General features: G+C 57.6%; 11 protein-coding genes. 3 read left to right on the plus strand and 8 right to left on the minus strand.

Features of this window, described 5'->3' with window-relative positions; translation table 11 throughout:
* Positions 1-50: 50 nt before the first annotated feature.
* From pilB to IV091_RS07080, 7 genes are all read right to left on the minus strand, one after another.
* Entirely contained in the window at positions 51-1784 is a 1734-nt protein-coding gene (gene pilB, locus IV091_RS07050; protein WP_293466945.1) for a type IV-A pilus assembly ATPase PilB, read from the minus strand.
* A 572-nt stretch (positions 1785-2356) separates the two neighbouring features.
* On the minus strand, positions 2357-3094 hold the full coding sequence (locus IV091_RS07055; RefSeq protein WP_293466948.1) for an amino acid ABC transporter ATP-binding protein: 738 nt from the start codon (positions 3092-3094) through the stop codon (positions 2357-2359).
* Positions 3095-3146: 52 nt separating this feature from the next.
* Positions 3147-3815: an ABC transporter permease subunit gene (locus IV091_RS07060; RefSeq protein WP_293466951.1), complete on the minus strand. Its 669-nt coding sequence runs from the start codon at positions 3813-3815 to the stop codon at positions 3147-3149.
* A gap of 1 nt (position 3816) precedes the next feature.
* Positions 3817-4539, minus strand: coding sequence for an amino acid ABC transporter permease (locus IV091_RS07065; RefSeq protein WP_293466954.1), 723 nt, complete (start codon positions 4537-4539; stop codon positions 3817-3819).
* A 108-nt stretch (positions 4540-4647) separates the two neighbouring features.
* Positions 4648-5547, minus strand: a complete 900-nt coding sequence (locus IV091_RS07070; RefSeq protein ID WP_293466957.1) for a transporter substrate-binding domain-containing protein — start codon at positions 5545-5547, stop codon at positions 4648-4650.
* Positions 5548-6067: 520 nt separating this feature from the next.
* Positions 6068-6985 carry a LysR family transcriptional regulator gene (locus IV091_RS07075; protein ID WP_293466960.1) on the minus strand — a complete coding sequence of 306 codons (918 nt, stop codon included), beginning with the start codon at positions 6983-6985 and terminating at the stop codon, positions 6068-6070.
* 45 nt (positions 6986-7030) lie between these two features.
* Complete coding sequence (locus IV091_RS07080) at positions 7031-8893, minus strand: ABC transporter ATP-binding protein/permease (protein WP_293466963.1); 1863 nt, start codon at positions 8891-8893, stop codon at positions 7031-7033.
* A 47-nt stretch (positions 8894-8940) separates the two neighbouring features.
* On the opposite strand from IV091_RS07080, the gene IV091_RS07085 reads away from it, so the two are divergent.
* Positions 8941-9417 (plus strand): acyl-CoA thioesterase, encoded by a 477-nt coding sequence (locus IV091_RS07085; RefSeq protein WP_293466965.1) that lies wholly within the window; start codon positions 8941-8943, stop codon positions 9415-9417.
* 32 nt (positions 9418-9449) lie between these two features.
* Here the strand turns inward: IV091_RS07085 and IV091_RS07090 are convergent, their stop codons facing one another.
* On the minus strand, positions 9450-9893 hold the full coding sequence (locus IV091_RS07090) for a hemerythrin domain-containing protein (RefSeq protein WP_293466967.1): 444 nt from the start codon (positions 9891-9893) through the stop codon (positions 9450-9452).
* Between the two features lie 198 nt (positions 9894-10091).
* On the opposite strand from IV091_RS07090, the gene IV091_RS07095 reads away from it, so the two are divergent.
* Positions 10092-11048: a complex I NDUFA9 subunit family protein gene (locus tag IV091_RS07095; protein WP_293466969.1), complete on the plus strand. Its 957-nt coding sequence runs from the start codon at positions 10092-10094 to the stop codon at positions 11046-11048.
* A gap of 57 nt (positions 11049-11105) precedes the next feature.
* Positions 11106-11325, plus strand: a 220-nt coding sequence (locus tag IV091_RS07100; protein WP_293466972.1) for a glutathione S-transferase N-terminal domain-containing protein, incomplete at its 3' end; no start/stop codon positions are given.

Raw genomic sequence — 11325 nt, forward strand, 5'->3', positions numbered from 1 at the left:
CTCTTCGCTTCAATCACAACCCTGATATCCCGGCTTTTCCACTCGCCAGGCTAGACATTGGTACAGCCCAGCACCTCTTCCAGGGAGGTCATGCCGAGTTTAACTTTGTGCAGACCGGACTGGCGCAGGCTTCTGACGCCTTCAGCATCGGCCTGGGCTGCGATCTCCAGAGCGCTGCCGTCGCGCAGGACAATTCTCTGAATGTCCTCGGAAATCGGCATCACCTGATAAATCCCCACGCGCCCCTTGTAGCCATTGGTACACATGGAGCAACCGATCGGACCGTAAGGCGTCCAGGAGCCATCGACATCGTCCTCCTTGAAGCCTGCCTGCAGCAAGGTTTCGCGCGGAATATCTGCGGGGGCCTTGCAGTGGGAGCACAGGCGCCGCGCCAACCGCTGGGCCGTGATCAAAATGACGCTGGATGCAATATTGAAAGGGGCTATGCCCATGTTGCGCATGCGCGTCAATGTCGATGGCGCATCGTTCGTATGCAGCGTGGACAGGACCAAATGTCCGGTTTGAGCGGCCTTGATGGCGATATCGGCGGTTTCAATATCACGGATTTCGCCCACCATGATGATGTCGGGATCCTGGCGCAAAAATGCTTTCAGCGCCACCGTAAAGGTCATGCCTGCCTTTTCATTCATGCTGACCTGGTTGACACCCGGTAGCGTAATTTCAGCAGGGTCTTCAGCGGTTGCGATGTTGACGCCCGCCTTATTCAGAATATTCAGGCAGGTGTAGAGCGACACCGTTTTACCCGAACCAGTAGGACCTGTGACCAGCACCATGCCATACGGCCGGTGGATAGCCTCCAGCAAGCGATCCTTTTCAACAGGCTCGTATCCCAATGCATCAATGCCCAGCTTGGCGCTGCTCGGATCCAGGATACGAATCACGATCTTTTCACCAAACATGGTTGGCAAGGTACTCACTCGAAAATCAATGACCCGATCAGGACCAATCTTGAGCTTCATCTTGCCGTCTTGCGGCACACGCTTCTCTGAAATATCCAGTTTGGAGATGACCTTGATCCGGGCTGCCAGTTTTTCTTTAATGGCCACGGGTGGAGACGCAATTTCCCTCAACTCACCATCGACACGAAAACGCACACGATAGCTGTGCTCGAATGGCTCAAAATGCAAATCGGATGCGCGCATGTTGAATGCGTCAATCAACATTTTCTGCAGGAATTTGACAACCGGCGCATCTTCAACTTCAGACACGCTGGCACTATTGTCGTCAGCTATTGCCGAATCCGGGGTTTCATCAAATTCGAAATCGTCGCCAATGAGATTTTCCATGGCCTCGGCGGCCGTGGTGTGGGACGCATCCACCAACGTGGACAACTTGTCGTATTCCGCAATAATCCAATCCACCCCCATCTGGGTGGAAAATTTGATTTTTTCGGCGGCATCCTGGTCCGAGGGATCGGCCGTCGCAACAATCAGCCGATTATTGCGTTTACTCAACACAACAATGCGGTAAGCCAGGCAAATCTTGCCATCCAGCAGGCCCTTGGGCAAGCGTTGAACGTCGATAGCGTCGAGATCCAGCAACGGCGCTGCAAACGCGGTCGACATGATGTGCGCCAGGTCAAACGCAGACACTGCGCCCGAACCTGTCAGCTCAGCAATAAAACTGGTTCGCCCGGTTTGCGCTTTGCGGAAAATATCTTCGGCGGTCTTCTGGCCCAGTTTGCCCGCGGCCACCAATGCCCGCCCCAAACCGGGCAGAGCAGTGGAAGATGCTAGTGTGATCGCAGGTTCGGCAACAGCCATGGTTCTCTGTATTGAAGTCAAATGGATATCATCGTCTATAGATTAGAGGGTGTAAATCGAAACCATCCCTGCCATCAAGCCAAGCGTTGGAAGTATGCGAAAAATCCCGTAATCATGGACGCTGCCTTCTGTTAGGAGTCACATCCCGGACGATCGCAAGGTCGCCTGTTGAACAAGTGAAGATGTGCATGGAAGCCATCGTCAGGCCTTGCAGCGGGGGTTTGCTTTTCAGGGCCTATAGGTGTTCGCGCGACCCAAACAAGTAGTCTGCGAGTTCCCCGCCGTCTTTTGTCCTTCCTGACTGCCACGAACAGGTAGCACCTCACGGAATGGTCCGATCTGCGACCGGATTTGATATTCCCAAGTGCAGGAGCCAGGCGCGGGGCTCCGGCACGCCTTGCGCGACCCACGCCAAACGCCTGGGTTAGCGCTTGTCAATGCCCACCCGTAGCGGCGCAGGCGACGGTCCAGCTCCGATCGCGAGATGGCCTTGCACCGTAACGCGCGCATCAAAATGACGATGCCGGGGTTTGAATTTCAAAAGCCCGAGGCAAGTCGGAACTCTCCAGGACTCAGTGCTGCAGTATCTTGTTGAGAAAATCCTTGGTGCGCGCCTGGCGATTCTCAGGGTGGCTGAAAAACTCATCCTTGCTGCAGTCCTCCAGAATCTTGCCGCCCACATCCATGAAAATCACCCGGCTGCCGACCTTTTTGGCAAAACCCATTTCGTGGGTGACCACCATCATGGTCATGCCGTCCTGCGCCAAGCCCATCATGCAGTCCAGCACCTCGCCCACCATCTCGGGGTCCAGCGCGGACGTAGGCTCGTCGAACAACATGGCAATCGGGTCCATGCTCAGCGCCCGGGCAATGGCCACCCGCTGCTGCTGCCCACCTGACAGCTGGCCGGGGAATTTATCTTTGTGGGCCATCAGACCCACACGGTCCAGATATTTCAGCCCGTGTGTCCTGGCCTCGTCGGGGTTGCGGCCCAGCACCTTGATCTGGGCGAGCGTCAGGTTTTCAGTGACGCTCAGATGCGGAAACAACTCAAAGTTCTGAAACACCATGCCGACGCGGCTACGCAGCTTGGGCAGGTCAGTTTTAGGGTCGTGCACAGCCTGGCCATCCACAAAAATCTCACCCTTCTGAAAAGGTTCGAGCGCGTTGATGACCTTGATGAGCGTCGATTTTCCCGAGCCCGAAGGTCCGCAGACCACGACGACTTCACCTTTTTCAATGCGTGTGCTGCAGCTATTGAGCACCTGCACATCACCGTACCATTTGGAAACGTTATTCAACTCAATCATCTGATTCTCCAGTGTGCTTTTTACGACTTATTGTTTCTTGACAACAATAGGTTCAGCGAATGATCGCGATACGGCTTTGCAGCCGCTTGACCAGGTAGGACATACCAAAACAAATTACGAAATAAACCACTGCAGCCAGCAAGTAGGCCTCTTCGCTCCGACCATAAATCTTGCCAGCGGTGGTAAAGCCCTTGAGCAAATCGTAGGCGCCAATGGCATATACCAGCGAGGTGTCCTGAAACAAAATGATGGTCTGCGTCAGCAGCACCGGCACCATGTTCCGAAAAGCCTGCGGCAAAATAATCAAGCGCATGTTCTGGCTGTAGGTCATGCCCAGCGCTCGCCCTGCGTTCACCTGACCACGCGAAATTGACTGAATGCCGGCGCGCATGATCTCGCTGAAATAAGCGGCCTCAAAAGCCACAAAAGTGATCGTGGCCGACAGTTCAGCGCCAATGGGCCGTCCGATGATCGCGGGCACCAGTAGAAAAAACCACAGGATCACCATGACCAGCGGGATGGAGCGCATGCCGTTGACATAAATCGTCGCCGGAATCGCCAGCGCTTTTTTGCCCGACAAACGCATCAGCGCCAGCAGCGTGCCCAGCAGAATGCCGCCCAGCGTCGCAATCACGGTCAGCTGAACGCTGAAAATAAAACCATTCTTGACGAACTTGGAGATGATCTCCCAGTTGAAAAAACTAAGGTCGAGTCCTAGCATGTCAGTGTCCTCCGCCAGCTGACCCGGCCACCACAAAACCGGGTATTTGCATTTTCTTTTCAACCAAAGCCATCATGCGATTCACCGCAAACGCCGAGATCGCATACAGCGCCGTCACCGCGATGTAAATCTCCACGCCACGCGAGGTCTCTTCCTGCGCCTGCATGGCGAACATGGTGAGTTCGGCAATCGACACGGCAAAAGCAACCGAAGAGTTCTTCAGCAGGTTCATTGACTCGCTGGTCAGCGGCGGAATGATCATGCGAAAAGCCATGGGCAAAATCACATACCGATAGGTCTGTGCGGTGGTAAAGCCCAATGCCATGCCGGCATAGCGCTGCCCGCGCGGCAGCGCCTGTACCCCGGCTCGCACCTGCTCTGCAATACGCGCCGAGGTGAAAAATCCGAGCGCCAGCACCACCAGCACAAAGCCAGGCACCTGCATCATGAGCGGAAATATTTTTGGCACTACAAAGTACCAAAGAAAAATCTGCACCAGCAACGGGATATTGCGAAACAACTCCACCCACGCGTTGCCAAGGCGCACCAGCCACGGGCTGTTTGGTAGTGTCCGGAAGGTCCCCATGAGGGCACCCATAAGCATGGCCACTACCCATGCCAGGGCAGCAACGGACAGCGTCCAGCCCCAGGCATCCAGCATCCACTGCAGATAGGTGCGGCCGCCCCCATCGTCGTTCAAAAAGAATTTCCAGTCCCAGTTCATGGCGGCTCCAGCCTGTTGTTATGCGCTGTTGAATCAATCTTCGCAAGATCAAACAACAAACCCCGCCAGAACCATCACCAGCGGGGTTTGTTGGGATCACCGAAAGAATTACTTGGTGACGTAAGCTTCCATCGGCTTGTTATTAGGCGTTGCCCAAGCCGCTTTGATACTCTCGCTCACAGGCAGGCCGACACGGACGTTCTTCGGAGGAATCGGCTCCAGGAACCATTTGTCATAGGTCTTGGCCAATTCGCCCGACTTGATCATGGCCCTGATGGTGTCGTCACCAATTTTCTTGAAAGCCGTGTCGTCCTTGCGAATCATGATGGCAATGGGTTCCACGCTCAGCACTTCGCCGACGATTTTGATGTCAGCGGGGTTCTTGGACGAGGCGATGTTGCCTGCCAGAATGGAGCCGTCCATCACGAATGCGTCGGCACGCCCCGATTCGAGCAGCAGGAAGCTGTCAGCATGGTCCTTGCCGTAGACTTCCTTGAAGTCGACGCCGGTGGCGCGCTCATTTTTGCGCAACGTTTGAACCGACGTGGTGCCGGTCGTGGTTGCTACGTTTTTGCCGTTGAGTTGAGCAATGGATGCAATGCCTGAGTTGGCTTTTACTGCGATGCGGACTTCCTCGACAAAGGTGGTATCAAGAAAAGACACATCCTTGGCGCGGGTCGCGTTGTTGGTGGTCGAACCACACTCGATGTCTACGGTACCGTTTTGGACCAGCGGAATGCGGTTTTGCGAGGTCACCGACTGGTATTTCACTTCAAGCTTGCGGCCCGCTGCTTTTTCCAGATTGGCCACGATGCGGTTGCAAATCTCGACGTGGTAACCGACATACTTGCCGTCACCCAGGGTGTAGGACAAGGCTCCGGACGAATCACGAACGCCCACGGTGACCACGCCCGAAGCTTTTACTTTGGCGACGGTGTCAATGGACTGCGCGAATGCAGCGCCACCGGCAAGAAGGGCGACGGATAAGGCAATTACCTTAAGTTTCATAAAATCTCCAGTAAAAAAAGAACCTATTAACAGACTATTACACACTATTCTAAGGAGCGGGCAACTCCACCTTCCCTGTGTTTACCCGCATTGTGTTGAATCACGTCGACCGAGCCTGAAGGCCAGTGAATTTTTTACACTGCAGAAAAATCGGCCATGCCCAAATGTTTTCAAAATAGTGCAAGCCAAAGGCCAAAACGGCAGACAGACTGCACGCAATGGTTGTGCCAACTCTTGGCTGGACCTTGTATTGCGGTGTCATGAAGCACACGACTGTCAGGCTAAAACAGCGGTGGTGCGACACAGGCGGCACTCAAAATCTGACCGTCCCGTACTTTAAATTTGACCCCGTCAAAATGCCAATGCCGTTTCATGGCACCGTCATGCATTTTTTTTATAACGACTAAGGGTAACTACCAAAGCATAACCTCACCCCTCGCGCTCGCCCACTCCCCTATAGATAGCCGCCGTTTGCGCGTGCATGCAAGCAGATCGATGCCCTGGAGGCCAGGCTTTGCCCCTATGACTGGTTTTGCGACTGCAAATACGCCCATAGCGCCTGGGCATGGGCTTTGGGTACTTTTTTGGAGGCAGGCCGCTCGCGATAGACACGAAGTTCCAGGGTCATCTCAAGATGGCTGCCAGCGCTCACCAGCTTTTTGGCCCGCAACTCCTTCTTGACGTTGCTGATCGGCAAAAATGCGATGCCGTGCCCCTCCAGCGCCATGGCCTTGAGCCCCTCGGCCATGTCGGTTTCATAGACCCGGTCCAGATGAATAGTGGTGCTTGATTGCTTGAGAATGAACTCCACCATTCGGCCCAGGTACGCGCCGGGCGCATACCCGAGATACGGCAATGCATGCCCGATGGCGCCAGGCAGGCTGAACGCCGGCTCGCCAGCCGCATTGGGCCGGCAAAACGGCGCCAGCACCTCCTGGCCCAGTGACACCATTTCATAGCGATCGGGGTCCAACTGGAAGGGTTGGGAATCATGGTGGTAGGTCATCAGCAGGTCGCAACTGCCTTCGACCAGCCGCAACACCGCATCATGCACATTGAGCGCAATCAAGCGGCTTTTCATCGGTCCGAACTTCTCGCGCAGACTGCTGACCCAGGCCGGAAAGAACGTGAAAGCCAGCGAGTGCGGCACCGCAAATTCGATGAAGTCCTGCCCCGCAGAGCTGTGGCCGCGAAGCATGGCCCGAGTGGACTGCAGTCCCTGCAACATTTCCAGCGCCTGGGTATAGAGCGTCTGGCCGGCCGGCGTCAGGCGCGTGGGGTAGGAGCTTCGGTCAACGAGGTCGGTGCCCGCCCATGCTTCCAGCGCCTGAATGCGCCGCGAGAACGCGGGCTGCGTGACGTGGCGCAACTGGGCCGAACGGCTAAAGCTGCGGGTGTCCGCAAGACTGACAAAATCTTCAAGCCATTTGGTTTCCATGGGGCGATTATCGACTTGAGAATACCGCTGGCGACAGGGAAAACGCTACACCCCGACTTCATCCAGAATATGTTCGCTCGCCTGCTGCTGCAGGGCCCACATCTCGGCATAGCGCCCGTTGGCGGCCAGCAGCGCAACGTGGTTGCCGCGCTCAATGACGCGGCCGGCGTCCATCACCAAAATCTCATGCGCGTCCACCACGGTCGAAAGCCTGTGGGCAATCACCAGCGTGGTCTTGTTCTGGGCGGCCGTGCGCAGCTCGGTCTGGATGGCACGCTCGTTGGCCGAATCCAGGGCCGAGGTCGCTTCATCAAAAATCACCATGGGCGGGTTTTTCAGCAAGGTGCGGGCAATGGCCACGCGCTGCTTTTCACCCCCGGACAGTTTCAGGCCGCGCTCACCAACCATGGTTTGGTAGCCCAGGGGCGTGGAGGCGATGAAGGCGTGGATGCGCGCGGCGCGGGCGGCTTCTTCGACCTCTGCATGCGTTGCGCCGGGCTTGCCGTAGGCGATGTTGTATTCGATCGTGTCGTTGAACAGCACGGTGTCTTGCGGCACGATGCCGATGGCACGGCGCACGCTGGCCTGCGTGACCTGCTTGATGTCCTGCCCGGCGATGGTGATGCGGCCTTGCTGCACGTCGTAAAAGCGGTAGAGCAGGCGCGCCAGCGTGGACTTTCCTGCACCCGACGAGCCGACCACCGCCACGGTTTTACCGGGCGGAATTTCAAAGCTGACGTTGTGCAGGATCGGCCTTGCCGGGTCGTAGGCAAAGCTGACGTTTTCAAAGCGGACAGCCGGGGCGCCGTCGATGCGCAGCGGCTGCGCGCCGGGCTCATCGGCAATTTCGCGCTCCCGTTCCATCAGCGTGAACATCTTTTCCAGGTCGGTCAGGCTCTGCTTGATTTCACGGTAAATCACGCCCAGAAACCCCAGCGGAATATAAAGCTGGATCATGAAGGCATTGACCATCACCAGGTCGCCCAGGGTCATGCGGCCATCGACCACGCCTTGCGTGGCCCGCCAAAGCATCGCGACCAGGCCGATGGCAATGATCAGCTGCTGCCCGGCGTTGAGCAGGCTCAGCGTGCGCTGGCTCTTGATGGCGGCGGCGCGGTAACGCTTGAGGTTTTCGTCGTAGCGCAGCGCCTCGAATTCTTCGTTGTTGAAGTACTTGACGGTTTCGTAATTGAGCAGCGAATCAACGGCGCGGCTGTGCGCCGACGAGTCGAGCTCGTTCATGGTTTTGCGGAACTGGGTGCGCCATTCGGTGACCTTGACCGTAAAGAAAATGTAGAACACCAGCGCAATGCCGGTGATGCCGGCAAACCAGACGTCAAACTTGACGGCCAGCAAGGTCAGCACCAGCGTCACTTCAATCAGCGTGGGAATGATGCTGTAGAGCGAATACGAGATCAGCGAATGCACGCCGCGCGTGCCGCGCTCGATGTCGCGCGTCATGCCGCCGGTTTGCCGCTCCAGGTGAAAGCGCAGGCTGAGCGCGTGCAGGTGGCGAAACACCTCCAGCGAAATGCGCCGGGACGCGCCTTCGGTGGCCTTGGCAAACACCAGCTCGCGCAATTCGGTGAACAGCGTGGTTGACAGCCGCAGCAGGCCGTAACCTACTAACAACGCCACCGGTACAACAAGAACGGCCTGCACATCGCCGGGCTTGAAATTCATGGTGTCAACCAGGTTTTTCAGCAGCAGCGGCACGCCCACGTTGGCCAGCTTGGCGCCCACCATGAAGGCCAGCGCCGCCGCCACGCGCCACTTGTATTCCCACAAATAAGGAAACAGCCGCGTCAGCGTGCCCCAGTCTGAACGGGCCGGGCCGGCGGTTGGCCCGCTGGGGGTGGCGGAAGGTGCGGAAAGGGAAGAATCGGCCGTGGTAGCTCGGGAGCGCATGAGTGACAATCGTTGGGAATTTAAAAATTTCTTGTGAGATTGTGCCTATGTCTTCTGAATCCAGCGCCCCGACGGGCAATGCCACAACGGCCAGCGCCCATGCCGACGATAGGTCACTGAGCGCGCAACTGCCCACCGACAAGGAACTGGTCCTCAAGGTGATCCCGATGCCGCGCGACTGCAACGCCCATGGGGACATTTTTGGTGGCTGGGTCATGGCCCAGGTCGACCTGGCGGGCGCGGTGGTGCCGGCGCGCTACGTGGATGGCCGCATGGCCACCGTGGCGGTCAACCAGTTTGTCTTCAAGCAGCCGGTCCGGGTCGGCGACATTTTGTCGTTTTTCTCCAGCGTGACCCGAATTGGCACCACGTCCATCACGGTGCAGGTCGAGGTCTATGCCGAGCGTTTTCGCGCGCAGGGCCGCTATATCAAGGTGACCGAGGCAAGCCTGACCTATGTGGCGATTGACGATTTTGGCAAGCCGCAAAAAATCACCAAGACCGGGGCGCAATCCAATGAATAGTGGCTGGCGAACCTTGCGACCCTTTTATCGCTTCAGGATTTGAGGCGCTGCGAGGCGAATTCGCCTTCGTATTCCTTGGCGAGCGACAGTTTTTCAGCCTCGCTCAGCACCTTGCCAGCCAGCTGAAACACGCCCTGCTCTTCGTCCTCAAGGTGGTGGTAAATCTTGTGGTGCAAGGCTTTGGCCGTGACCAGCCAGGCCGATGCGCTGAAATCGGTGGTATCCAGTTGCTCGATCAGCTTGTCCATCTGGTGATGCTCGGCGATGCCATGGCGCGAAGGCTCCTGCGTCATGTCATGCGCAATCAGCGGGACATAAAAAAATCGCTCCTCGGCAGCCGCATGCGCGGCCAGTTCACGCTTGAGTTCACTGAAAAGCGACATCCTGTCAGGAGAGTCGCCGTGGGTCTGGATCAGGTGGTCAGCCAGCGCGCGCTGGGTGACATGGCTGATGCGCAAGGCTTCAAAAATGTTCATCCGTTCATTATGGGGACCTGGCGGGCCGCCCCGTGTAGGCCAACGGCGGCTTGTATGCCTTTTTTTACGGCAACCTTGCGGCCATTTAACTATCAAATAAATAGCTAAACAATCTTATATTTATTGGGCTTCAGCCATAAAACGTTCAAATCATCGGTTTTCGGCCAAACCCTTGCCAAACGCGCTAAATTAGACCCTATGAAAAAAATCCTCATCCTCGGCGGTACCGGCTTTGTGGGTCGGCATGTTTGCGAAAAACTGGTTGAAGCGCAATGCCGCGTGACCGTGGTCACGCGCCGCCGCCGCAACGCCCAGCACCTGCTGATGCTGCCACTGGTCGACGTGATCGAGGCCCGCGCGCATGACAGCGCCGCGCTGACCCAGCTGCTGGCCGGGCACGACGCCGTGGTCAACCTGATCGCCATATTGCACGGCACGGAAGACGCGTTTGAAAAAATCCATGTGCAGCTGCCGCTGGCGCTGGCGCAGGCCTGCGAGGCCAGCGGCGTGCGGCGCGTCGTGCACATCAGCGCGCTCGGGGCGTCGCTGGATTCGGCCTCGATGTACCAGCGCAGCAAGGCGCGCGGCGAGGCCGTGCTGGCGGGCGCCGGGCTGGACCTGACGGTACTGCGCCCAAGCGTTATTTTTGGCGCTGAAGACAAGTTCCTCAACACCTTTGCCGCGCTGCAGCAGGTGTTTCCGGTCATTCCGCTGGCGGGCAGCCAGGCGCGCTTTCAGCCGGTATGGGTCGAGGACGTGGCGCGCGCGGTCGTGCACTGCCTGCAGACGCCGGGCACCATTGGCAAGGTGTATGAAATCTGCGGACCCGAGGTGTTCACGCTCAAGCAGCTGGTGGAGCTGGCCGGGCGCTACGCCGGCATCAACGGCGGCAAGGGCCGTACCGTGATCGGACTGCCCGACGCACTGGCGCGCGTTCAGGCCAGGCTGATGGAACTGGCACCAGGCGAGCCGGTGCTGAGCCGCGACAACCTCGACGCCATGAAGACCGACAACGTGGCCAGCGGCCAGTTGCCCGGCCTGCAGGCGCTGGGCATCGAGCCCGCCGCACTGGCGGCCATTGGCCCGAGCTACCTGGGCGCACAAGGCTTGCGCAGCGGCCTGATGGCCAAGCGAAAAACCGCCGGACGTTTTTAAGCCACAGCCCCCACCGCTGGAAAAGAAACGTACATCCCGTCAGCAGATCGGACCTCCATGCTAAAGCTCTACATCGGCAACAAAAACTATTCTTCCTGGTCCATGCGGCCGTGGGTGCTGCTCAAGCAGGCCGGCATTCCTTTCGAGGAAATCAAGCTGCGCTTTGATTCCTTTGACGCCGATTCGGGCTTCAAGACCCAGATAGGCCCGGTCAGCCCCGCAGGCAAGGTGCCCGCGCTGGACGACGACGGTCTGGTGGTCTGGGATTCGCTGGCGA

It is taken from the genome of Polaromonas sp. (genome assembly GCF_018780625.1).
Lineage (GTDB): Bacteria > Pseudomonadota > Gammaproteobacteria > Burkholderiales > Burkholderiaceae_C > Polaromonas.

Excerpts from the sequence above, each read along its gene's own strand:
- IV091_RS07085 (WP_293466965.1), top strand. The coding sequence starts at position 8,941 with ATGTCTTCTGAATCCAGCGCCCCGACGGGCAATGCCACAACGGCCAGC.
- IV091_RS07080 (WP_293466963.1), bottom strand. The coding sequence starts at position 8,893 with ATGCGCTCCCGAGCTACCACGGCCGATTCTTCCCTTTCCGCACCTTCC.
- IV091_RS07090 (WP_293466967.1), bottom strand. The coding sequence starts at position 9,893 with ATGAACATTTTTGAAGCCTTGCGCATCAGCCATGTCACCCAGCGCGCG.
- IV091_RS07055 (WP_293466948.1), bottom strand. The coding sequence starts at position 3,094 with ATGATTGAGTTGAATAACGTTTCCAAATGGTACGGTGATGTGCAGGTG.
- IV091_RS07075 (WP_293466960.1), bottom strand. The coding sequence starts at position 6,985 with ATGGAAACCAAATGGCTTGAAGATTTTGTCAGTCTTGCGGACACCCGC.
- IV091_RS07065 (WP_293466954.1), bottom strand. The coding sequence starts at position 4,539 with ATGAACTGGGACTGGAAATTCTTTTTGAACGACGATGGGGGCGGCCGC.
- IV091_RS07070 (WP_293466957.1), bottom strand. The coding sequence starts at position 5,547 with ATGAAACTTAAGGTAATTGCCTTATCCGTCGCCCTTCTTGCCGGTGGC.
- IV091_RS07095 (WP_293466969.1), top strand. The coding sequence starts at position 10,092 with ATGAAAAAAATCCTCATCCTCGGCGGTACCGGCTTTGTGGGTCGGCAT.
- pilB (WP_293466945.1), bottom strand. The coding sequence starts at position 1,784 with ATGGCTGTTGCCGAACCTGCGATCACACTAGCATCTTCCACTGCTCTG.
- IV091_RS07060 (WP_293466951.1), bottom strand. The coding sequence starts at position 3,815 with ATGCTAGGACTCGACCTTAGTTTTTTCAACTGGGAGATCATCTCCAAG.